Source organism: Klebsiella sp. LTGPAF-6F (genome assembly GCF_001753185.1).
In the GTDB taxonomy this organism is placed as follows: Bacteria; Pseudomonadota; Gammaproteobacteria; order Enterobacterales; family Enterobacteriaceae; genus Klebsiella; species Klebsiella michiganensis.
The window spans coordinates 1,871,005-1,894,593 of sequence record NZ_CP017450.1 but is presented as its reverse complement, the minus strand read 5'-3'; the positions used below and the strand labels follow the sequence as shown (position 1 = coordinate 1,894,593).

The 23,589-nt window shown below is 55.5% G+C and carries 20 protein-coding genes and 4 tRNA genes; 17 read left to right on the top strand and 7 right to left on the bottom strand.

Annotated elements, in window-relative coordinates; translation table 11 throughout:
- Positions 1-64: 64 nt before the first annotated feature.
- The 3 genes from BJF97_RS08790 to seqA are packed head-to-tail and all read right to left on the bottom strand — an operon-like array spanning position 65 to position 2,762.
- The gene (locus BJF97_RS08790; protein ID WP_014228423.1) at positions 65-484 is read right to left on the bottom strand and encodes a hypothetical protein; all 420 of its coding nucleotides are present in this window, start codon (positions 482-484) and stop codon (positions 65-67) included.
- 57 nt (positions 485-541) lie between these two features.
- Positions 542-2,182 carry a phosphoglucomutase (alpha-D-glucose-1,6-bisphosphate-dependent) gene (gene pgm / locus BJF97_RS08785; protein ID WP_032694314.1) on the bottom strand — a complete coding sequence of 547 codons (1,641 nt, stop codon included), beginning with the start codon at positions 2,180-2,182 and terminating at the stop codon, positions 542-544.
- A 31-nt stretch (positions 2,183-2,213) separates the two neighbouring features.
- A complete protein-coding gene (gene seqA, locus BJF97_RS08780) occupies positions 2,214-2,762 on the bottom strand; it encodes a replication initiation negative regulator SeqA (protein WP_014837822.1) in 549 nt (182 codons plus the stop codon).
- Positions 2,763-2,946: 184 nt separating this feature from the next.
- Here seqA and ybfF point away from each other — a divergent pair, with 184 nt between their 5' ends.
- From ybfF to BJF97_RS08740, 8 genes are all read left to right on the top strand, one after another.
- On the top strand, positions 2,947-3,720 hold the full coding sequence (gene ybfF, locus BJF97_RS08775; RefSeq protein ID WP_032694316.1) for an esterase: 774 nt from the start codon (positions 2,947-2,949) through the stop codon (positions 3,718-3,720).
- Positions 3,721-3,853: 133 nt separating this feature from the next.
- Positions 3,854-4,147 (top strand): LexA regulated protein, encoded by a 294-nt coding sequence (gene ybfE, locus BJF97_RS08770; protein ID WP_004848855.1) that lies wholly within the window; start codon positions 3,854-3,856, stop codon positions 4,145-4,147.
- 149 nt (positions 4,148-4,296) lie between these two features.
- Entirely contained in the window at positions 4,297-4,827 is a 531-nt protein-coding gene (gene fldA / locus BJF97_RS08765) for a flavodoxin FldA (protein ID WP_004100234.1), read from the top strand.
- Between the two features lie 291 nt (positions 4,828-5,118).
- Positions 5,119-5,571, top strand: coding sequence for a ferric iron uptake transcriptional regulator (fur, locus tag BJF97_RS08760; protein WP_004130476.1), 453 nt, complete (start codon positions 5,119-5,121; stop codon positions 5,569-5,571).
- Positions 5,572-5,700: 129 nt separating this feature from the next.
- On the top strand, positions 5,701-6,627 hold the full coding sequence (gene tcuR, locus BJF97_RS08755; protein WP_032694319.1) for a tricarballylate utilization LysR family transcriptional regulator TcuR: 927 nt from the start codon (positions 5,701-5,703) through the stop codon (positions 6,625-6,627).
- A 97-nt stretch (positions 6,628-6,724) separates the two neighbouring features.
- On the top strand, positions 6,725-8,128 hold the full coding sequence (gene tcuA, locus BJF97_RS08750) for an FAD-dependent tricarballylate dehydrogenase TcuA (RefSeq protein ID WP_032694320.1): 1,404 nt from the start codon (positions 6,725-6,727) through the stop codon (positions 8,126-8,128).
- Complete coding sequence (gene tcuB / locus BJF97_RS08745; protein WP_014837817.1) at positions 8,115-9,254, top strand: tricarballylate utilization 4Fe-4S protein TcuB; 1,140 nt, start codon at positions 8,115-8,117, stop codon at positions 9,252-9,254. The genes tcuA and tcuB overlap by 14 nt, the downstream gene beginning before the upstream one ends.
- Positions 9,255-9,308: 54 nt before the next feature.
- The gene (locus BJF97_RS08740; protein ID WP_032694321.1) at positions 9,309-10,604 is read left to right on the top strand and encodes an MFS transporter; all 1,296 of its coding nucleotides are present in this window, start codon (positions 9,309-9,311) and stop codon (positions 10,602-10,604) included.
- 52 nt (positions 10,605-10,656) lie between these two features.
- Here the strand turns inward: BJF97_RS08740 and chiQ are convergent, their stop codons facing one another.
- The 4 genes from chiQ to nagE all read right to left on the bottom strand — a co-directional run bounded on the left by chiQ (position 10,657) and on the right by nagE (position 16,676).
- Positions 10,657-10,989: a ChiQ/YbfN family lipoprotein gene (chiQ, locus tag BJF97_RS08735; protein ID WP_004848843.1), complete on the bottom strand. Its 333-nt coding sequence runs from the start codon at positions 10,987-10,989 to the stop codon at positions 10,657-10,659.
- Between the two features lie 46 nt (positions 10,990-11,035).
- Complete coding sequence (gene chiP, locus BJF97_RS08730; protein ID WP_004130464.1) at positions 11,036-12,439, bottom strand: chitoporin ChiP; 1,404 nt, start codon at positions 12,437-12,439, stop codon at positions 11,036-11,038.
- A gap of 438 nt (positions 12,440-12,877) precedes the next feature.
- Positions 12,878-14,545 carry a glutamine--tRNA ligase gene (gene glnS / locus BJF97_RS08725; RefSeq protein WP_004848839.1) on the bottom strand — a complete coding sequence of 556 codons (1,668 nt, stop codon included), beginning with the start codon at positions 14,543-14,545 and terminating at the stop codon, positions 12,878-12,880.
- Between the two features lie 178 nt (positions 14,546-14,723).
- Complete coding sequence (nagE, locus tag BJF97_RS08720; protein ID WP_014228414.1) at positions 14,724-16,676, bottom strand: PTS N-acetyl glucosamine transporter subunit IIABC; 1,953 nt, start codon at positions 16,674-16,676, stop codon at positions 14,724-14,726.
- Between the two features lie 312 nt (positions 16,677-16,988).
- Between nagE and nagB the strand changes: the two genes are divergently transcribed.
- The 9 genes from nagB (at position 16,989) to BJF97_RS08675 (ending at position 23,582) form a co-directional block, all read left to right on the top strand.
- Positions 16,989-17,789: a glucosamine-6-phosphate deaminase gene (nagB, locus tag BJF97_RS08715; RefSeq protein WP_004130458.1), complete on the top strand. Its 801-nt coding sequence runs from the start codon at positions 16,989-16,991 to the stop codon at positions 17,787-17,789.
- A gap of 60 nt (positions 17,790-17,849) precedes the next feature.
- Positions 17,850-18,998 (top strand): N-acetylglucosamine-6-phosphate deacetylase, encoded by a 1,149-nt coding sequence (gene nagA, locus BJF97_RS08710; RefSeq protein ID WP_014228413.1) that lies wholly within the window; start codon positions 17,850-17,852, stop codon positions 18,996-18,998.
- Positions 18,999-19,006: 8 nt separating this feature from the next.
- A complete protein-coding gene (gene nagC, locus BJF97_RS08705; RefSeq protein ID WP_014228412.1) occupies positions 19,007-20,227 on the top strand; it encodes a DNA-binding transcriptional regulator NagC in 1,221 nt (406 codons plus the stop codon).
- Between the two features lie 45 nt (positions 20,228-20,272).
- Positions 20,273-21,025, top strand: a complete 753-nt coding sequence (locus tag BJF97_RS08700; protein ID WP_004100215.1) for an HAD-IIA family hydrolase — start codon at positions 20,273-20,275, stop codon at positions 21,023-21,025.
- Positions 21,026-21,303: 278 nt separating this feature from the next.
- Complete coding sequence (asnB, locus tag BJF97_RS08695; protein ID WP_014228410.1) at positions 21,304-22,965, top strand: asparagine synthase B; 1,662 nt, start codon at positions 21,304-21,306, stop codon at positions 22,963-22,965.
- Between the two features lie 229 nt (positions 22,966-23,194).
- A tRNA-Met gene (locus BJF97_RS08690) sits at positions 23,195-23,271 on the top strand.
- 8 nt (positions 23,272-23,279) lie between these two features.
- Positions 23,280-23,364, top strand: a tRNA-Leu gene (locus BJF97_RS08685).
- 34 nt (positions 23,365-23,398) lie between these two features.
- Positions 23,399-23,473: transfer RNA gene (locus BJF97_RS08680), tRNA-Gln, on the top strand.
- Positions 23,474-23,507: 34 nt separating this feature from the next.
- A tRNA-Gln gene (locus BJF97_RS08675) sits at positions 23,508-23,582 on the top strand.
- Positions 23,583-23,589: the final 7 nt, after the last annotated feature.

Sequence of the window (23,589 nt, the reverse complement as noted above, 5' to 3'; positions counted from 1 at the left end):
GTTTATGCCCGATTCAGTCAGCGTAATACCCGCCAGGCCTGTGCCGTCTGGATAACACATAACGTTAAACCTTGCAGCATCGCCATAATGTCACGACTTTTGCCGCCTCTGAGACCAGCAGCAGAGCAATAAAGAAGGCCGCGCTTTTCAACGCCACCGCCTGCGCCAGCCAGGCCACCAGCGAAAGCGACGGGAGCATAAAGGCCAGACGCAGCGGCGTCTGCGCATAGGCCAGCCACGGCGCATAGCGGCTCTGGCGCCAGAAGAGAACCATCGACGCGGGAATGCTGATAGTCAGAATAAAATGAAGGGTAAACAGCCAGGCGGCCGCGGAGCCCCAGGTTTGCAGCAGCGGTAAAAATGAGAGGATATCGTCGTAAAGCGGTACTCGCCGGTGGTAGATGTTCCAGCCAATAAACTGCAAGAGATAAAAGAGATCCATCCCACCCCAAAACCAAAAAACGTTTTTTCGTTCCAGATTCATCGCTATCCCTGCGAAAAAAAACAGGCCCTGAAAAGGGCCTGTTTATCGTGCGGTCAATTAGGCGTTTTTCAACACTTCGCTGACAATCTCTACCGCTTCTTTCTCAATCTGCTGACGATGTTCAGCGCCGAGGAAGCTTTCGCAGTAGATTTTATAGGCATCTTCGGTACCTGACGGACGCGCGGCGAACCAGCCGTTGTCGGTCATCACCTTCAGACCGCCAATCGCCGCCCCGTTGCCCGGCGCCGCGGTCAGACGCGCGGTAATCGGATCGCCTGCCAGGGTGCTGGCGCTCACCATTTCCGGAGAGAGCTTAGACAGCGCCGCTTTCTCGGCAGACGTCGCGGAAGCCTGCAGACGGTTGTAGCTTGGCGCACCGAAGCGCTCTGCCAGCTCGTCGTAGTGCTGCTGCGGGTTTTTGCCAGTGACTGCGGTGATTTCCGCCGCCAGCAGGCACATGATGATGCCGTCTTTATCGGTAGACCACGGCGTGCCGTCAAAGCGCAGGAACGACGCCCCCGCGCTCTCTTCGCCGCCGAAGCCGAAGCTGCCGTCGAACAGGCCGTCAACGAACCACTTAAAGCCAACCGGCACTTCCACCAGTTTGCGCCCCAGATCGTTGACTACGCGGTCAATCATCGCCGAGGAGACCAGGGTTTTACCGACAGCCACATCTTTGCCCCACTGCGGGCGATGCTGGAACAGGTAGTTAATCGCCACCGCCAGGTAGTGGTTCGGGTTCATTAACCCGGCCGGCGTGACGATACCGTGACGATCGTAATCCGGGTCATTGGCGAAGGCCAGGTCAAACTTGTCGCGCAGCGCCAGCAGGCCCGCCATCGCGCACTCGGAGGAGCAGTCCATGCGGATTGCGCCGTCTTTATCGAGGTGCATAAAGCGGAAGGTCTGATCGACGTGGTCGTTAACGATGGTCAGGTTGAGATTGTAATGCTCAGCGATACGCTTCCAGTATTCGATACCGGAACCGCCCAGCGGATCGACGCCCAGCGTCAGTCCGGCTTTCTGGATCGCCGCCATATCGACGATATCCGCCAGCCCTTCAATAAACGGCTGCACCAGATCCTGCTCTGTGACGTGGCCGGAGGCCAGCGCCGCATCAAGAGAAATACGCTTCACCCCCTGCAGACCGGCAGCCAGCAGTTCGTTGGCGCGATTCTCTACCACCTTAGTCACGTTGGTATCCGCCGGGCCGCCGTTAGGCGGGTTGTACTTGATACCACCGTCTTCCGGCGGGTTGTGGGACGGCGTGATAACAATACCGTCAGCCAGCGGGCCGCCCTTCTTGTTGTGCACCAGAATCGCATTGGAAATCGCCGGCGTCGGGGTGAAGCCGTTGTTTTCCTGAACGATGACGTCAACGCCGTTCGCCGCCAGCACTTCCAGTACGGAAATGAAAGCCGGTTCGGAGAGTGCGTGAGTGTCCTTACCGACATAGCATGGGCCGGTGATCCCGTTCTTCGCGCGATCTTCAGCAATTGCCTGAGCAATCGCCAGAATATGCTGCTCGTTGAAGTTGTGGCGCGCCGCGCTGCCGCGGTGACCGGAGGTGCCAAACTTCACTGCATGTTCCGCGTTGCCAACTTCCGGCTTCAGCACATAGTACTGGGCAGTCAGTTGGGCGACGTTAATCAAATCACTCTGTTGCGCAGGTTGACCCGCGCGCTTATCGATTGCCATTGCCTGATCCTTCTGGTGCAAAGTTAACTAACTAGATCGTACCGCAAACCTTTTCGATCAATTCCGCAGGGAACTGCATTGACTGCATGATATGTTCGATCATGCTGCATTTGCGACCGGTATTGGTATTTGTAATGACCCACCACGGCGTTCCCGGTACCTGCTTAGGTTTCGTCTGATTACCGTTTTTCTGCAGCGTGCGTTCATCCTCAGCGAAATAAACGCGGGTGCGCCCGTGCAGGGACTCGGTCGCCTCGGCAAACGCTTTGCTGTCTATGGCGTAGAGGGTCGTCAGAACCAGCATGAAACGGTTTACCGCGCGCTTTTGTTCGGCGTACTCATCAGATAACAGCAGCTCACGCATAGCGCGAACTTTATCTTTCAGAGGATTGGCGGGTTTCACTTCAACGACAGGCGTTGGCGCAGGGGCCGGAGCGGCTTTCGCTACCGGTGCGACAGGCTGGGAAACGGCGGAAAACTTCAACATGCGCCGTAAAATGTCGGATGCGCTCTCGCCAATATGCTTGGTGTGGCTGGCAATATAGCTATAGAGTTCATCATCAACTTCAATTGTTTTCATCTTAATCCAGTGCGATATCTTTTTCTGAATACAAGTTGTCGGGATTATAGGGACAAATCCCAACCGCGGATAGCGTCAAACCAGGATGGCGGTAAAACTCGGATATCTTCCGGGTCTTGCAGCCGGATGGCAGAATGTCCAACATAATACCCTAACCCGACGGAGCGAAAAAAAGAACTTTGCCATGAAATTAAATAGCCGAGCGCAATCTGCACAGAATCCGCACAATAATCCCCCTATCGTCCTGGTCCACGGCCTTTTTGGCAGCCTGGATAATCTTGGGATCCTCGCCCGCGATCTGGTTCTCGATCGCGATATTATCCAGGTCGACATGCGAAACCACGGCCTTTCGCCGCGCTCGCCTGACATGACCTATCCCGCGATGGCCCAGGATCTGCTTAATATTCTCAATGAATCACAGATTGAGAAAGCCACCTTTATTGGTCACTCAATGGGCGGTAAAGCGGTGATGGCGCTGAGCGCGCTGGCCCCGGAGCGTATCGCGGGCCTGGTCGCCATTGATATCGCCCCGGTGGATTATCACGTCCGCCGCCATGATGAAATCTTCGCCGCCATCAATGCCGTCACCGACGCGGGGGCCGCTACGCGTCAGCAGGCGGCGACGGTCATGCGCCAGCACCTTAACGAAGAGGGCGTGATTCAGTTTCTGTTAAAATCTTTCGTGGACGGCCAGTGGCGGTTTAACGTACCGGTGCTGTGGGAGCAGTACGATAATATCGTCGGCTGGCAAACCGTTCCGCCCTGGCCGCATCCGGCGCTGTTTATTCCGGGCGGCAACTCCCCCTACGTCACCGATGCCTACCGCGAGACTTTATTAGCTCAGTTTCCCCAGGCGCGCGCGCACGTTATCGCCGGCGCCGGGCACTGGGTGCATGCAGAAAAACCGGAGGCCGTTATCCGCGCGATCCGTCGTTATTTGACCTCTATCGCCGCGTAACTGCCTAAAATATACTCGACCGCGCGGCTTAATGCCCGCGGCCGTTGGCGCAGCCCGTCGCCTGATGTATTATGGCGCGCTGTCTGCGTCGGCTATGCCCGATAGCTTGTTTCCCCCGAAGTCACTCTGAATCATGGCAAAAGAACAAACGGACCGTACGACATTAGATTTGTTCGCAACTGAGCGTCGGCCGGGTAGACCGAAAACGAATCCGCTTTCGCGCGATGAACAGCTGCGCATCAACAAACGCAATCAGCTTAAACGCGATAAGAGTCGCGGTCTGAAGCGCGTGGAGCTAAAGCTCAATGCCGATGCTGTCGATGCGCTTAATGAGCTGGCCGAAGCCCGTAACATGAACCGCAGCGATCTCATCGAAGAGATGCTGATGAACCAGCTGGCAGCCCTGCGCGGCCAGGATAAAGCCTAAAACCCTCAAAAAATAAGCTTTCGTGTAGCAGAGTGTGCAGTTGGGCGTGATTGCTGTTTCCGCGCCCTTCTCAGTTCTGCTATCATTGCCCCTATCTGCGGGCATTACGCCACTACCACATCATTAAGTTTCAAGAGGTTATTTTACTCATGGCAATCATCGGCATCTTTTTTGGCAGCGACACCGGCAACACCGAAAATATTGCAAAAATGATCCAAAAGCAGCTTGGTAAAGACGTTGCTGATGTTCACGACATTGCCAAAAGCAGCAAAGAGGATCTGGAAGCTCACGATATCCTGCTGCTCGGCATTCCCACCTGGTACTACGGCGAAGCCCAGTGCGACTGGGACGATTTCTTCCCGACGCTGGAAGAGATCGATTTCAATGGCAAACTGGTGGCTCTGTTTGGCTGTGGCGATCAGGAAGACTATGCTGAATACTTCTGTGATGCGCTGGGGACCATTCGCGATATCATCGAACCGCGCGGCGCAACTATCGTTGGCCATTGGCCGACCGCCGGCTACCATTTTGAAGCCTCTAAAGGCCTGGCCGATGACGATCACTTTGTTGGCCTGGCCATTGACGAAGACCGTCAGCCTGAGCTGACTAACGAACGCGTGGAAAAATGGGTAAAACAGATTTCTGAAGAGCTGCACCTCGAAGAAATCAAGAATGCCTGAGTCTGAACGGCGTAATCATCAGGTTTCGCCGAATTAATAGATAAAAGCAATCAAAGTTATAGCTACAAGTTTTTAACTTTTAATCACATATCTGTACAATGTCCTCTGATTTAACGGGGTCGCGTGAAGCACTTTGTAGCGAGTGCCTCGTTTTTGACAGCATACAAGGCCCGATGCTTGCAGTTTTCATTTCACCATGGCAGTTCTATAATGAGACGCATTACATCGGGTGATTCTCTGTATTACTTCCGCTGAAGGAAGTAGATCGTTTAGCAACAGGACAGATTCCGCATGACTGACAACAATACCGCATTAAAGAAAGCTGGCCTGAAAGTGACGCTTCCGAGATTAAAAATCCTGGAAGTGCTGCAAGGACCGGATAACCATCATGTCAGTGCGGAAGACTTATACAAACGCCTGATTGATATGGGTGAAGAGATTGGCCTGGCCACCGTCTACCGCGTACTGAACCAGTTCGACGACGCCGGCATCGTCACCCGTCATAATTTCGAAGGCGGTAAATCCGTTTTTGAACTGACGCAGCAGCATCATCACGATCACCTGATTTGCCTCGACTGCGGCAAAGTGATCGAATTTAGCGATGATTCCATTGAAGCGCGCCAGCGTGAAATTGCCGCAAGGCACGGTATTCGCCTGACTAACCACAGCCTGTACCTGTACGGCCACTGCGCAGAAGGCGACTGCCGCGAAGATGAACATGCCCACGACGCGGCAGAGAAATAATCACCGCATCGTGTACCGCCAAAAGCCAGCCTGAAGGTTGGCTTTTTTTTGCCCGGAATCTGCCGCCTCTTTCTCTCGCGCTGCAATACGTTTACTGTCAGTGCATCCTGACGTGTACGGAGAGTCGACATGGAGCTTCGCCAGCTACGCTATTTTGTGCGCATTATTGAAACCGGCAGTATGGGCCGCGCCGCGCTTGACCTGGATATCGGCGTCTCCGCGCTTAGCCAACAGATGGCGCGCCTGGAGAACGAACTCGCCATCCGTCTGCTGCAGCGGACGTCTCGCGGCGTCATGCCGACCAGCGCCGGCCTCGCCTTCTACTCCCAGGCGCAGCTCGCGCTGCGTCACGCCGATGATGCGGTTCTCGCCGCGCGCGAGGCGCGCCTTTCCGGCCACGTCAGCGTCGGTATGGCCCCCAGCACCGCCTCCGTTCTCGGGGTGCCTTTTATTCACGCGATGCGCGAAAACTATGCCGACGTCCGCCTGCATTTGGTCGAGAGCCTCTCCGGTAACCTGGAACGCATGATCAACACCCGCCAGCTTGACTTAGCTATCGTGTTCCAGAAGGAGAAGCTTGTGCGCTGGAGCGCCAGGCCCATCCTTGAAGAGCGTCTGTTTCTGATTGGCACCCATGACGTCCTGTCCCCCCTTCCCGAAGCGAGTATCTCGCCTGGCCAGCTGGCCGCTATCCCGCTGATTATGCCAAGCCTGGGGCATGGACTGCGCGGCAGGCTGGAAGCGATCTGCCAGGAGCATGCCCTGAGCGTCGATGTGGTGGCTGAAATCGACGGCCTGGCCCTGCTGATGCGCGCCGTCCGCGACGGGCTCGGCGCCACTTTGCAGCCGGGGGCGGCAATTTCCCATCTCGACAGCGAGTCCCTGAGAGTGATCGGCGTCGACAATCCGATACTTAGTCGACCTAATTTTCTCGTCAGCCTTTCCGATGATGAACTGACTCCGGCAGGCCTTGCGGCCCGCGTAATACTGGCGAAAGTCATGCGTCAGCTGGTTGAGTCAGGTCGCTGGCCCGGCGCCAGCCTTTACGCAAACTAAACCCCCCTTTAGCAATACGCCATAGCGTCCAGCCAACCGTAACGCATACATTTCCATTACAAATTTAACAATCAAGCAAAGCGTAATGGAGCCATAAATGGTGGATGTACTGGTCATTGGCGGCGGCAATGCCGCGCTATGCGCCGCCTTAACCGCCCGGGAAACTGGCGCGTCCGTGCTGCTGCTGGAGGCCGCGCCGCGGGAATGGCGAGGCGGCAACTCTCAGCACACGCGGAATCTTCGCTGTATGCACGATGCTCCGCAGGATGTTTTGGTCGACAGCTATCCGGAAGAAGAGTACTGGCAGGACCTGCTGCGCGTCACCGAGGGCAACACCAACGAAGCGCTGGCGCGCCTGGTGATCCGCACCTCATCGCAGTGCCGGGACTGGATGCGCCAGCACGGGGTTAACTTTCAGCCGCCGCTCTCCGGAGCCCTGCACGTGGCCCGCACCAACGCCTTTTTTATGGGCGGCGGCAAAGCTCTTATAAATGCCTATTACCGTAGCGCGGAGCAGATGGGCGTAAAGATCCGCTACAACACGCCGGTACAGGCGCTCGAATTAGATAACGGCGAATTCGTCGCCGCGCTGGCGGGCGAAGAGAGGATCGTCGCCAAAACCTGCGTCCTCGCCGCCGGCGGATTTGAATCTAACCGCGAGTGGCTGCGTGAAGCATGGGGACAGAACGAGCGCGGTGAATGGCCAGCCGATAATTTTCTCATTCGCGGCACTCGTTTCAATCAGGGCGTGCTGCTCAAGTTTATGATTGACGCCGGGGCTGACATCATCGGCGATCCTTCGCAATCCCACTGCGTCGCCATTGACGCCCGGGCGCCGCTCTACGATGGCGGCATCTGCACGCGCGTGGACTGCGTATCGCTGGGGGTGGTCGTCAACCGCAACGCCGGGCGCTTTTATGATGAAGGGGAAGATTTCTGGCCCAAACGCTATGCCATCTGGGGCAGGCTGGTCGCCCACCAGCCGGGGCAAATCGGCTACTCGATCATCGACAGCAAAGCGATCGGCCACTTTATGCCGCCCGTTTTCCCCGGCGCCCAGGCCAATACCATTGAAGAGCTGGCTCGCCAGCTGGGGCTGGACGCGGAACGCCTGGCGCAAACCATCGCCCGCTACAATGCCGCCTGTACGCCGGGCCAGTTCGATCATACCCGGCTTGATAACTGCGCGACATCCGGCCTGACGCCGCCGAAAACCCACTGGGCGCGGCCCATCGATACCCCGCCCTACTACGGCTATGCCCTACGGCCGGGGATCACCTTTACCTACCTTGGGCTGTACGTTAATGAACGCGCCGCCGTCCATTTTGCGGACAAGCCGAGCCGCAACCTGTTCGTCGCCGGCGAAATGATGGCCGGCAACGTGCTGGGCAAGGGGTATACCGCCGGCGTGGGCATGTCCATCGGTACGACGTTCGGCCGCATTGCCGGCCAGCAGGCCGCCCGCGCGTCACAGCAGGAGACACACCATGAAATCGCTTGAAAAGCTGATCATTGACGCGCAAATCATCACCGAGTCGGAAGCGGAAGTTGAACGGGTGATGCAGGTCTGTAATGCCTGTCGCTATTGCGAAGGGTTTTGCGCCGTGTTTCCGGCCATGACCCAGCGCCTGGCTTTTGGCAAAGCGGATATAAACTACCTGGCCAACCTGTGCCATAACTGCGGCGCCTGCCTGCATGCCTGCCAGTACGCGCCTCCGCACGAGTTTGCCATTAATGTCCCGAAGGCGATGGCGGAAGTGCGCCTGGAGACCTATCAACACTATGCTCAGCCCGCGGCTTTCGGCAGCCTGTATCGTCGGGCCGGCGTAACCACGGTACTGGCGCTGGTCGGCGGGCTGATCCTCTTTCTGCTGCTGGCGATGGGGCTCAAAGGCTCCCTGCTTCATCCACCGCTGGCCGGCGATTTCTACCAGATTTTTCCCCATAACCTGCTGGCGTGGATGTTTGGCACGGTCTTCATACTGGCCATGGGGTTACTGATGGCCGGGGTGATCCGCTTCTGGCGCGAGATCTCGCCGGGTCAGCCTCAGGCCATCGACATCGCTAAAGCCTCGCATAATGCGCTCACGCTGAAGTATCTCGACGGCGGGCACGGTAAGGGCTGCAACGAGGCCGATGACGCGTTTACCCTGCTGCGCCGCCGTTTCCATCACTTTACCTTCTACGGGTTTCTGCTCTGTTTCGCCGCCACAGTGGTAGCCACGGGTTATCACTATATCGCCGGCTGGGAGGCCCCCTACCCGTTCTTCAGCGTACCGGTTGTGCTGGGCACGCTCGGCGGCATCGGCCTGCTAGTGGGCCCGGCGGGTTTGCTATGGCTGAACCTGCGCCGCTCGCCGCTGCACGGCGACCCGCGGCAAAAACCCATGGATCGCGGCTTTATTCTGCTGCTGCTGCTGACCAGCTTCACCGGCCTCGCCCTGCTGGCGGGACGAGACACCTCGTGGATGGGCATTCTGCTTGCCATTCACCTCGGCGTGGTCATGGCGCTGTTTTTGACCCTGCCATACGGAAAATTCGCCCACGGATTTTATCGCTGTGCGGCGTTACTCAAGTGGGCGATTGAGAAACGGCGCGGAAAACAGGCGGCAGTCGCAGGCGACTAGTCCGCTCATCTTACCTCTATAAAAACAAGATAAAGACAATGGAGAGCAACCCCTATGACGCAACCCTCATCGCGCGCCGGTACCTTTGGCGCCATTCTCCGCGTGACCAGCGGTAATTTTCTCGAACAATTCGACTTTTTTCTGTTTGGCTTTTACGCCACCTATATCGCCAGAACGTTCTTTCCGGCGGAGAGCGAGTTTGCGGCGTTAATGCTGACCTTCGCCGTGTTTGGTTCGGGCTTTCTGATGCGCCCCATCGGCGCGATAGTGCTGGGGGCCTATATTGACAGGATCGGACGGCGTAAAGGGCTGATGGTGACGCTGGCGATTATGGGCTGCGGGACGCTGCTGATAGCGCTGGTTCCCGGCTATCAAACCATCGGCATTCTCGCCCCCGTTCTGGTATTAGTGGGTCGCCTGCTGCAGGGATTCTCGGCGGGCGTCGAGCTCGGCGGCGTATCGGTCTATCTGTCGGAAATCGCCACGCCGGGGAAAAAAGGGTTCTATACCAGCTGGCAATCCGCCAGCCAGCAGGTGGCTATCGTCGTCGCGGCGCTGATTGGCTACGCGCTGAATGAAACGCTCGGCCACGATGAGATTGCCGAATGGGGCTGGCGTATTCCCTTCTTTATTGGCTGTATGATTATTCCGCTGATTTTTGTGCTGCGGCGTTCGTTGCAGGAAACCGAAGCCTTTCTGCAGCGCAAGCATCGCCCTGACACGCGGGAGATCCTGAGCACGATTGCCAAAAACTGGCGCATCATCACGGCGGGGACCTTGCTGGTGGCGATGACTACCACCACCTTTTATTTTATTACCGTCTATACGCCGACCTACGGTAGAGCCGTTCTGCATCTGAGCGCCCGCGACAGTCTGCTGGTGACCATGCTGGTCGGCATCTCTAACTTTATCTGGTTACCGATTGGTGGCGCAATTTCTGACAGAATAGGCCGTCGGCCGGTGCTGATGGGCATAACCCTGCTGGCGCTGCTCACTACCTGGCCGGTCATGCACTGGCTCACCGCCGCGCCGGATTTCACCCGCATGACGCTGGTCCTGCTCTGGTTCTCGTTCTTCTTTGGTATGTATAACGGCGCGATGGTGGCCGCCCTGACGGAAGTGATGCCGGTCTACGTCCGCACCGTGGGTTTTTCACTGGCCTTTAGCCTCGCCACCGCGATCTTCGGCGGCCTGACGCCGGCCATTTCCACCGCGCTGGTCGAGATAACGGGCGATAAAAGCTCGCCGGGCTGGTGGCTGATGTGCGCCGCGCTATGCGGCCTGGCCGCTACCGCGATGCTCTTCGTACGCCTGGGCCGCGGCTACCAGCCGGCAGAAATACCCCGCTAAAATAGCAACGGGCGGAGTTGACGCTCCGCCCGTTTGCTTGCCGCCGTCTGGCTTAACGCGGCGTATTGTTGCTGTGGATCTCTTTCCAGATCTGGTCGCAGCGCGCCTCTACAGCCTGATCGTTCCCGGTTTTGCGCGCCTGGATGCACTGCTGATAATCCAGCACCCGCACGCTTTCCTGGGTCGCGAACTGCTGATGCTGTTTCTCCTGCTTCAGCACGTTCAGTACGCTCTGACAGGCTTCAACTTTATCCGGATTGCCCTCTGCGGTATTAATGCAGGCGCTGTAGGCATCTTTTAACTTTGAGTCTTCCTTAGGCGCTGGCGACTGGGTACAGGCAACCAGACCTGCTGCCATAATGGCGACAAGTATTAACTTTTTCATCATGAACCTCGGGAAATTGCGGCGGGTTTCCCCCGCCGCAGTGGCATCAGAAAATGGTGAACGGAGCGATAACCATGAACTTCACGTCGCGCTCATCCTGGAAGATGTTGCCGTAACCGCCGCTCCAGCTTGGGATATCGGAGTGGTTGTCGTATTGCGTAAAGTGGAGTTTGAACAGCGTGCCCTTAGCGCGTCCTTCCTGAACGGTGTACATGGCATCCAGGCTATAGGCGGACTCTTCCAGGCGTTTATCCGGGTTGTAGTACGCATCAGGCGAGGACATTCTCCCCGGCTTCGCATCCCAGGCATAAACGTAGGAGGCGCCGAAGGCCCAGCCCGGCATGTTCCAGTTCTTCATGTCATACATCGCGCCGAAGAACACCGCTTTTTCACCGTTGGCGTTGAAGTCCGAACGGTTATCCCACCAGATATCCAGTCGCCCGTTAGACGATGCGTAAGTTGGCGTCATACGCTGCAGGAAGTAGCCCTGCTGACCATCAGCTTTAACCCAGGTTCCTTCCAGACGCAGGTCCAGAACGTCGGCAACCTTATAACCAAAGGTCAATGCCTGCAGCCACGCGGTGCCGTCATAGATATCGTTAACCCCGCCGTTGCTGACCTTATCGCGGGTGCCGTAGAACTGATAGCTGGTGGTTAACGGCGTGCCTGCAACATCAAACTTATAGCTGGCCTTGGCAAAATACTGGTCGATGTAACCCTGTGCCTGACCAAACGCCGCTTCCAGCACAAGGTCGTTTTTAAAATCATATTTGGCGCCAAGAGAGTGAAGGTAATCCACCTTGGTTTTCTTGTCGTTCTGGTAGAACTCATCCATCTCAATGTGCCACGGCGCTTTATATTCGTTCGTCCACATATAGGAGAAACTCAGCGCGCCCGCATCGCCGTAGTCAAAGTTCGCACCGGCTTCAGCTCCCTGATAGGTACCCGGCATAAAGCTCCAGTGCGGCGCCAGCAGCGTCTGGCCGGTTGGTTGAATATAGCCCGCGCGCGCCCAGGTCGGGCCAAATTTAAATTTTGCGGCTGCTTTATACAGGCTGATCCCGCTCTTATCGCCGGAATAGTCTTCATCGTAGGTTTTATTACGCGAGGAGAAAGCGATTTCGTTCGGGTGACCGCTCTCGCTGCTTTCGCCCATTTCGATGGCGGTAAAGGCAGCAACGTCAATACCGAACATGTCGGCGGCATAGCCGGACTGGAAGTCGAGGTTGGCGTTCCAGGTGGAGTGCGACAGGTTAGTTTTATATTTATCGCCGTCGGTCACATCTTTACGGTCGCGCTCACGCTGCCAGTAATAGATGCCGCCGGTTAACGTTGAATCATCAATGAACCCTTCTGCTTTTGCATCCGGCACCATTGCAAATCCTGACAGGGCTGTGACACCAGCAATAGCCAGCGCCAGCGTACTACGTTTGCCACTAAACGTACGCATATGCATATCCTCTTTGACGTTTTAAAAGTGCGGTTACCAAAGGCAACACGCAAAAAAATAAAATAAGACTGCTTAAAAAGTGGTGCGGTAAAAATTCGCATAACCACTGGGTATAGACTATTTTTCGTGACGCGAATTATCAATCTCTTTCGCCGACCAAAGATGAAGATTATGACAAAGCGCACATAATTTATGTCTTTTTGTTTCAGTCGTAGATGTCACACGTTTGGCGGGTGAAGTGCTTGCAAAAAAAGAGAAAATTAGGGGAAATGAAAGCGATTACATATTTATATGCAATGGATGGAAAGAGTTAATAAAAGCGGTTATTACAATCTGTAAACAAGATTAATTCGCATTGCGAAAATATGAGGATTTAATTCTCTGATTCTGAATAAAAAAAACGCCGCAGTAAGCGGCGTTCTCAATAACGGCGGGTAGCTACGCGCCGACTTTCGCCCATGTGTCGCGCAGACCGACGGTGCGGTTAAACACCAGCTGGGTTGCGGTTGCATAGCGGCTATCCAGGCAGAAATAACCTTCGCGCTCGAACTGATACGCTTTTTCCGGCTGCGCCTGCGCCAGGCTCGGCTCGGCAAAACCCTGCTTGATCACCAGCGACTCCGGATTCATCACCGAGAGGAAGTCCTCCGCCGCGCCCGGGTTCGGTACGCTGAACAGGCGATCGTACAGGCGGATTTCTACCGGCAGCGCGTGCGCCGCGCTCACCCAGTGAATCACGCCCTTCACCTTGCGGCCGTCGGCCGGATCTTTGCTCAGGGTATCGGCATCGTAGGTGCAGAAGATAGTGGTGATGTTGCCTTCCGCATCTTTCTCCACGCGCTCCGCTTTGATCACGTAAGCGTTACGCAGGCGAACTTCTTTACCCAGCACCAGACGCTTGTACTGCTTGTTCGCTTCCTCGCGGAAGTCGGCGCGATCGATCCAGATTTCGCCGCTGAACGGCACCTCGCGGCTGCCCATCTCCGGTTTATTCGGATGATTCGGCATGGTCACGATTTCGCTGCCGCCCTGCGGATAGTTTTCGATAACCAGCTTAACCGGGTCGATAACGGCCATCGCGCGCGGGGCGTTTTCGTTCAGATCTTCACGGATGCAGGATTCCAGCGAAGCGATTTCGATGGTGTTGTCCTGCTTGGTCACGCCGATGCGTTTGCAGAACTCGCGGATGGATTCAGCGGTATAGCCGCGACGGCGCAGACCGGAAATGGTCGGCATACGCGGGTCATCCCAGCCCTCAACGTGCTTCTCGGTCACCAGCTGATTCAGCTTACGCTTGGACATCACGGTGTATTCGAGGTTGAGGCGCGAGAATTCATACTGGCGCGGATGCACGGGGATGCTGATGTTATCCAGCACCCAATCGTACAGGCGGCGGTTATCCTGGAACTCGAGAGTACACAGCGAGTGGGTGATCCCTTCCAGCGCATCGCTGATGCAGTGGGTAAAGTCGTACATCGGGTAGATGCACCACTTGCTTCCGGTCTGGTGATGGTCGGCAAACTTAATGCGGTACAGCACCGGATCGCGCATCACGATAAACGGAGAGGCCATGTCGATTTTCGCGCGCAGGCAGGCTTTACCTTCGGCAAATCCACCGCTGCGCATTTTTTCAAACAGCGCCAGGTTCTCTTCCACGCTGCGATCGCGGTACGGGCTATTTTTACCCGGCTCTTTCAGCGTGCCGCGGTACTCACGGATCTCTTCCGCTGACAGCTCGTCAACGTAGGCCAGACCTTTATTGATCAGTTCAACCGCATACTGGTGCAGCTGATCGAAATAATCAGACGAGTAGCAAACATCCCCGGACCAGTGGAAACCTAACCACTGCACGTCGTTTTTAATCGACTCAACGTATTCGATATCTTCCTTCACCGGGTTGGTGTCATCGAAACGCAGGTTGCATTGGCCCTGGTAATCCTGAGCGATACCAAAGTTCAGGCAAATAGACTTCGCGTGGCCAATGTGCAGATAGCCGTTCGGTTCCGGTGGAAAACGGGTATGAACGGTGGTGTGCTTACCAGTAGCCAGATCTTCATCAATGATCTGACGAATAAAGTTAGTCGGGCGGGCTTCTGCCTCACTCATCGTGGGTTCCTCAAAGCGTAAACAACGTATAACGGCACATGATCTTACAAGCAGGGCGTAGAGACAACTATTAGTTACGCAAAATAGCGATCGGAAGGAGATTATGGGGGTGTTTGCGGTAAAAAAAAGCGGCGCAGGTTTCGCTGCGCCGCTGAGGCATAAACGCCACTCAGGAGTCTTATTTGCCTTTAATTTCGTACAGCGGCGTCTGGCCAGCAACCACTTTACCGGTTGCCTGGATAACCAGCGCGCTGTAGTCGTCGCTATTGCTGCATACGACCGGGCTAATCATCGAGCGCGCGTTAGCGTTCAGGAACGCAAGATCCAGTTCCAGAATCGGCTGACCCGCTTTCACTTCCGCGCCCTCTTCCACCAGACGTTTAAAGCCCTGGCCGTTAAGCGCGACGGTATCGATACCCATATGGACAACGATTTCCGCACCGTTTTCAGTTTCCAGACAGAAAGCATGGTTGGTGTTGAAAATCTTCACCACGGTGCCAGCCGCCGGCGCAACAACAATCTTATCGGTCGGTTTCACCGCCACGCCGTCGCCGACGGCTTTGCTGGCGAACGCTTCATCCGGGACCTGCTCCAGCGCTACAATGTCGCCGGTAATCGGCGAAACCAGCGCTTCGACGGTTTTCGCGTTAGCGACAGCCTGCGGTTTAGCGGCCTGAGCGGCTACGGGGGCGCTGTGAGGCGCTCCAGCCGCCGCGGCAACCGGGCCACGGGCAACCACTTTCTTCATTTCATCGCCGACGGATTCGGCTTTCGCACCCACGATAACCTGGATGGTCTGCTTGTTCAGTTTAACCACACCGGAAGCGCCGAGGCGCTTACAGGCCGCGTCGTTAACCAGCGCAGAGTCCGCCACGGTCAGACGCAGACGGGTAATACAGGCATCAATCGCTTTCAGGTTATCCGTACCGCCGACCGCCGCGATGTAGTTGGTCGCCAGCTGGGTTAAACCTTCTTCGGTATTGCTGTTGGCCTCTTCAGTGACCACGTCATCCGCTTTATCTTCACGACCCGGCGTTTTCAGATTGAACATGCGGATTACCGCGCTGAACAACAGGAAGTAGATAACAAAGAACACAACGCCCATCACAATCAGCATCCAGACGTTTTTACTGGCTGCCGGCAGGCTGTACATCAGCACATAGTCGATGGCGCCTGCGGAGAAAGAGAAGCCCGCGTGGATACCCAGCGCCGTCGCAACGAACAGGCTGATACCGGTCAGGATGGCGTGCAGGAGATACAGCAGCGGCGCCAGGAACATGAACAGGAATTCCAGCGGCTCAGTCACACCGGTCAGGAACGCAGTGATAGCAACCGACAGCAGCATACCGCCGACCATCGGACGACGCGCTTTCGGGGCCGCGAAATACATCGCCAGCGCCGCACCCGGCAGACCGAACATCATGATCGGGAAGAAGCCGGACATGAACATCCCCGCGGTGCCGTCACCCGCATAGAAGCGGTTGATATCACCGTGGAACACGGCGCCAGCGGCGTTGGTGAATTCACCAATCTGGAACCAGGCGATGGTGTTCAGCACCTGATGCAGACCCGTCGGGATCAGCAGACGGTTGATGAAACCAAAGATACCGGAGCCGAGCGCGCCCGCGCCCACAATCCATTCACCACCTGCATGGATGGCGTTCTGCACCGGCGGCCAGACGTAGCCGAAGATGGCTGCCAGCACCAGGCAGAAGAAGCCGGTTGCGATAGGTACAAAGCGTTTGCCGCCGAAGAAGCTCAGGAAGTCAGGCAGTTTGATACCCGACCAGCGGTTATAGACGGCACCGCCAACCAGACCGGTAATGATACCCGCCAGGACGCCCATATTGATGGCCGGGTTGATGGTGACCATCGCTTTCGTCAACACGAAGTAACCTACCGCCCCCGCCAGCGCTGCGGCACCGGCGCTGTCTTTCGACCAGCTGGATGCGACGCCGATAGCGAAAATCAGCGCCAGGTTGTCAAAGATTGCCCCGCCCGCCTGGGCGATAAACGAAATGTTAAGCAGATCCGGTTGACCGAATCGCAGCAGCAGCGCCGCGACCGGCAGCACTGCGATAGGGAGCTGTAACGCCCTACCGAGTCGCTGAAAAAAACCTAAAATATTCATCTTATTCCCCCTATGAGACCCCGATAAGGCTCATTAAAGCCACTTTATTATTGTGTAACCTGGTTAAATTTTTAACTTACCTGCAAAGTGTCTGAAAAATTAATTCGTCTCGCAAATTAAATGGGTATTTTTTGTGACAATAGTCACCAAATATCGTATTCACCTCCGCCTTTGACTGGCTAACAACGAAAACTTATTTTATCATTCAAAAAATCAACACGGATTGACCCCGCTCGGCGCAGTTGCTGCGATACTCTTAATAGTATGCTGGCGCCAATCCGCCAGGTTCTAATTTAACTATAGAGGTGAACAATGAGACTGATCCCCCTGGTAACAGCTGAACAAGTCGGTAAATGGGCTGCCCGGCATATCGTTAACCGCATCAATGCGTTCAAACCGACTGCGGACCGTCCGTTTGTCCTGGGCCTGCCTACCGGCGGTACGCCTCTGACCGCTTATAAAGCCCTGGTTGAGATGCACAAAGCAGGCCAGGTTAGCTTTAAGCATGTTGTCACCTTCAACATGGATGAGTACGTTGGGCTGCCGAAAGAGCATCCGGAAAGCTATCATAGCTTTATGCATCGCAACTTCTTTGATCACGTTGATATCCCGGCGGAAAATATTAACCTGCTGAATGGTAACGCGCCGGATATTGATGCAGAATGCCGTCGCTATGAAGAAAAAATTCGTTCTTACGGTAAAATCCACCTGTTTATGGGCGGCGTGGGTAACGATGGCCACATCGCTTTTAACGAACCAGCCTCTTCTTTGGCTTCACGCACACGCATCAAAACCCTGACCCATGATACTCGCGTAGCGAATTCCCGTTTCTTCGACGGTGACGTTGACCAGGTGCCTAAGTACGCGCTGACCGTTGGCGTGGGCACGCTGCTGGACGCGGAGGAAGTGATGATTCTGGTGCTGGGTCATCAGAAAGCGCTGGCGCTGCAGGCGGCGGTGGAAGGCAACGTAAACCATATGTGGACCATTACCTGTCTGCAGCTGCACCCGAAAGCGGTGGTGGTCTGCGATGAGCCGTCCACCATGGAACTGAAAGTTAAGACACTGAAATATTTCAACGAGTTAGAAGCCGAAAATATCAAAGGTCTGTAATGTAGTCTCGTCCCGCGGCTGCCCCCGCGGGACAACCATTTTTGACAACCGGGGGTCGTAATGTATGCATTAACCCAAGGCCGGATTTATACCGGTCACGAAATTCTGGATGACCATGCGATTGTTATCGCCAATGGCCTTATCGAACGTATCTGTCCTCAGACTGAACTGCCCACCGGGATCGAACAGCGCTCGGTTGATGGCGCGATCCTTGCCCCCGGTTTTATCGACGTCCAGCTTAACGGCTGCGGCGGCGTGCAGTTCAACGACACGGCGGACGCGGTCACCGTTGAAACGCTGGAGATTATGCAGAAGGCCAATGAACGCTCCGGCTGCACCAGCTATCTGCCCACGCTGATCACCTCCAGCGACGACCTGATGAAACAGGGCGTACGCGTGATGCGCGAATACCTGCAAAAACATCCTAACCAGGCGCTGGGGCTGCATCTTGAAGGCCCGTGGCTGAATATCGTTAAAAAAGGTACCCACAACCCGGACTACGTACGCAAACCGGATGCCGCGCTGGTGGATTTCCTGTGCGAAAACGCGGACGTGATAACCAAAATCACGCTTGCGCCGGAACGGGTGGAACCGGAGGTTATCCGCAAACTGGTGGCCGCCGGTATCATCGTCTCCGCCGGTCACTCCAACGCGACGCTTAAAGAAGCGAAAATCGGTTTCCGCGCCGGGATTACCTTTGCTACCCATCTGTTTAACGCCATGCCGTATATTACCGGCCGTGAGCCGGGCCTGGCTGGCGCGATTTTCGACGAGCCGGATGTCTACTGCGGCATCATCGTCGACGGTATGCACGTCGATTTCGCTAACGTGCGCCTCGCTAAACGCTTGAAAGGCGACAAGCTGTGTCTGGTTACCGACGCGACGGCGCCGGCGGGTGCCAATATTGAGCAGTTCATTTTTGCCGGTAAAACAATATACTACCGGAACGGCCTGTGCGTAGATGAGAACGGTACCCTCAGCGGCTCTTCATTGACCATGATTGAAGGGGTGCGTAACCTCGTTGAGCATTGCGGCATCGCGCTGGATGAAGTGTTGCGTATGGCGACGCTCTACCCTTCCCGCGCCATTGGCGTAGACAAACAGTTAGGCAGCATTGCCCCGGGGATGGTCGCTAACCTGACCGCATTCACCCGTGATTATAAAATCACCAAGACCATCGTTAATGGTAACGAGGTCGTCACTGAGTAAGTAAAAGTATGACAGCAGGCGGACAGGCTCAAATTGGTAACGTCGATCTCGTAAAACAGCTGAACAGCGCGGCCGTCTATCGGCTCATCGATCAGCACGGCCCCATCTCGCGTATCCAGATTGCGGAACAAAGCCAGCTTGCCCCTGCCAGCGTAACCAAAATTACGCGTCAGCTTATTGAACGCGGACTGATCAAAGAAGTCGATCAGCAGGCCTCCACCGGGGGCCGCCGCGCCATCTCCATTGTTGCCGAAACCCGCGGCTTCCACGCCATCGGCGTACGCCTTGGCCGCTACGACGCCACCCTGACCCTCTATGATTTAAGCAGCAAGACTCTTGAAGAAGAGCACTACCCGCTGCCGGAAAGAACTCAGGAAACGCTGGAACACGCCCTGCTTAACATCATCGCCGCCTTTATGGAGAGCTGTCAGCGTAAAATCCGCGAGCTGATCGCCATTTCGGTGATCCTGCCGGGGCTGGTCGATCCGGAAAGCGGCGTCATTCGCTATATGCCGCACATTCAGGTGGAAAACTGGGGGCTGGTTGAAGCGCTGGAAAAACGCTTTAAAGTTACCTGCTACGTCGGCCACGATATTCGTAGCCTCGCGCTGGCGGAGCACTACTTTGGTGCGAGCCACGACTGTGAAGACTCCATTCTGGTGCGCGTACACCGCGGGACCGGCGCAGGGATCATCTCCAACGGGCGGATTTTTATTGGCCGTAACGGTAACGTCGGGGAAATCGGCCATATCCAGGTCGACCCGTTAGGCGAGCGCTGCCACTGCGGTAACTTCGGCTGTCTGGAAACCGTCGCCGCCAATGCCGCTATTGAACATCGCGTTCGTCATCTGCTGGAACAGGGTTATCAGAGCAAAATCTCCCTCGATGACTGTTCGATCAAAACGATCTGCAAAGCCGCGAATAAAGGCGATGCGCTGGCCTGTGAGGTGATCGAGCACGTTGGCCGCCATCTGGGTAAAACCATCGCTATCGCCATTAACCTGTTTAATCCGCAAAAAGTGGTGATTGCCGGGGAGATCGTGGAAGCGGAAAAAGTCCTTCTACCGGCAATCGAAGGCTGTATTAATACCCAGGCGCTGAAGGCGTTTCGCAAAAACCTGCCGGTAGTGCGATCCACGCTCGATCATCGCTCAGCCATTGGCGCTTTTGCCCTGGTAAAGCGTGCGATGCTCAATGGGACTCTGCTCCAGCGTTTGCTGGAAAGCTAAAGCCGCTTTATAGTTTCGCCTTTCTCCAACGATGTCGGACAGTTCATGACCATTCAAAACGTAATTTGTGATATTGACGGCGTGCTGATGCACGACAATGTGGCCGTGCCGGGCGCCGCTGAATTCATCAAACGCATACTCGAGAAAGAGATGCCGCTAGTGATGCTGACCAACTACCCTTCTCAAACCGGTCAGGATCTGGCAAACCGCTTTGCGACGGCGGGAATCGATGTTCCTGATACCGCCTTTTATACCTCAGCAATGGCCACGGCGGATTTTCTGCGTCGCCAGGAAGGCAAAAAAGCCTATGTGGTCGGGGAAGGCGCGCTGATTCACGAACTGTACAAAGCCGGCTTTACCATCACCGACGTCAATCCGGATTTTGTTATCGTCGGTGAGACGCGCTCCTTTAACTGGGAGATGATGCATAAGGCCGCTTTTTTTGTCGCCAACGGCGCGCGCTTTATCGCCACTAACCCGGATACCCACGGTCGCGGCTACTACCCGGCCTGCGGGGCGCTGTGCGCTGGTATAGAAAAAATCTCCGGTCGTAAGCCGTTCTACGTGGGGAAACCGAGCCCGTGGATTATCCGCTCCGCGCTCAATAAAATGCAGGCGCATTCGGAACAGACGGTGATCGTCGGCGATAACCTGCGAACGGATATTCTGGCGGGCTTCCAGGCCGGTCTGGAAACCATTCTGGTACTTTCCGGGGTTGCCACGCTCGATGATATCGACAGCATGCCGTTCCGCCCTTCCTGGATTTATCCCTCCGTTGCGGAAATCGATATCTTCTAAATAAAACCACGTCCTGCGACGTGGTTTCTTATTTCTAAGCCTCTCCTGAATGCTTTTATCTAAAAAAAAGGCGCCATCACTAAATATTCAGCAACAAAAGTGCTCAAAACGTACTCTTTTTTCACTATTCGACAATCACAATTGCATTATTTCCTTTTCCTGCCGTAAACCCCTTGCGCCCTCCGCGCCTTTGCGGCATTTTCTAAAGCATGCACTGAGGCTTCGCAATAAGACGAAGTCTGCACAACATCAAACAAGACAGGGTAACGGAGAAGGCTATGTGTTCGATTTTTGGCGTACTGGATATTAAAACTGACGCGGGTGAGCTGCGTAAAAAGGCACTGGAGCTTTCCCGACTGATGCGCCACCGTGGTCCGGACTGGTCCGGCGTCTATGCCTGTGATAAAGCCATCCTGGCGCATGAACGCCTGTCGATCGTCGACGTCAACGCCGGCGCGCAGCCGCTGTATAACGCCGCTAAAACTCACGCTCTCGCCGTCAACGGTGAAATCTACAACCACCAGGCGCTGCGCGCGGAATACGGCGACCGCTATGCGTTCCAGACCGGTTCCGACTGCGAAGTTATCCTCGCGCTGTATCAGGAAAAAGGCCCGGACTTCCTCGACGATCTGCAGGGGATGTTTGCTTTCGCTCTCTACGACAGCGAAAAAGACGCGTATCTGATTGGTCGCGACCACATCGGCATCATCCCGCTGTATATGGGTCACGACGAACACGGTAACTTCTACGTTGCCTCTGAAATGAAAGCGCTGGTTCCGGTTTGCCGCACGATTAAAGAGTTCCCGGCAGGCAGCTACCTGTGGAGCAAAGATGGCGAAATCCGCGAGTACTACCAGCGCGACTGGTTCGACTACGACGCGGTGAAAGACAACGTCACGGACAAAAACGAACTGCGTCAGGCGCTGGAAGAGTCGGTAAAAAGCCACCTGATGTCCGATGTTCCGTACGGCGTACTGCTCTCCGGCGGCCTGGATTCATCGGTGATTTCCGCCATCACCAAAAAATATGCCGCGCGCCGCGTCGAAGATCAGGAAAAATCAGAAGCCTGGTGGCCGCAGCTGCACTCCTTCGCCGTCGGCCTGGAGGGCGCCCCCGATCTGAAAGCCGCGCAGGAAGTGGCTAACCATCTGGGTACCGTGCACCACGAGATCCACTTTACGGTGCAGGAAGGCCTGGACGCGATTCGCGATGTTATCTATCACATTGAAACCTACGACGTGACGACGATTCGCGCGTCAACGCCAATGTATCTGATGTCGCGTAAAATCAAAGCCATGGGCATCAAAATGGTACTGTCCGGCGAAGGTTCTGACGAAGTATTTGGCGGCTACCTCTATTTCCATAAAGCGCCCAACGCCAAAGAGCTGCACGAAGAGACCGTGCGCAAACTGCAGGCGCTGCATATGTTTGACTGCGCTCGCGCCAACAAAGCGATGTCCGCCTGGGGCGTTGAAGCGCGCGTCCCGTTCCTGGATAAGAAATTCCTCGACGTGGCAATGCGTATTAACCCGCAGGATAAAATGTGCGGCAACGGTAAAATGGAAAAACATGTCCTGCGTGAATGTTTTGAATCTTACCTGCCGGCGAGCGTCGCCTGGCGCCAGAAAGAACAGTTCTCTGATGGCGTTGGTTACAGCTGGATCGATACCTTAAAAGAAGTGGCCGCTGAACAGATTTCCGATCGGCAGCTGGAAACCGCCGGCTTCCGTTTCCCGTACAACACGCCTTCCTCGAAAGAAGCGTATCTGTACCGTGAGATTTTCGAAGAGCTGTTCCCGGTACCGAGCGCGGCCGAATGCGTTCCTGGCGGCCCTTCCGTCGCATGCTCTTCAGCAAAAGCGATTGAGTGGGACGAATCTTTCAAAAAAATGAACGATCCGTCGGGACGCGCGGTTGGCGTACACCAGTCGGCCTACTAACCGACGCTGTTTTCAAAACGGACTCTTCGGGGTCCGTTTTTGTTTTGTGCCTTATTTAAGCCGTTAAAAACGATAAATAACCAATAATTGCCGATTATTGCACCACGCTGTTCGCAACCTAACCAAACAGTTACGTTCAGTCCATTTTCGATGAAAAAGGGGTTGACGCTTCAAGGCTCAATACGCATAATGCGCCCCGCAACGCCGATAAGGTAACGCGCAAAAAGATGGCTACGTAGCTCAGCTGGTTAGAGCACATCACTCATAATGATGGGGTCACAGGTTCAAATCCCGTCGTAGCCACCATCTTTTTTGCGGGAGTGGCGAAATTGGTAGACGCACCAGATTTAGGTTCTGGCGCCGCAAGGTGTGCGAGTTCAAGTCTCGCCTCCCGCACCATTTACTCGTTCGCGTTGCGGTAAAAGATTTTTGTTGGGGTATCGCCAAGCGGTAAGGCACCGGTTTTTGATACCGGCATTCCCTGGTTCGAATCCAGGTACCCCAGCCATATTTTCGATGTTTGCGGTTCACCGCGACGGTATTGGGGTATCGCCAAGCGGTAAGGCACCGGTTTTTGATACCGGCATTCCCTGGTTCGAATCCAGGTACCCCAGCCATCGAAAA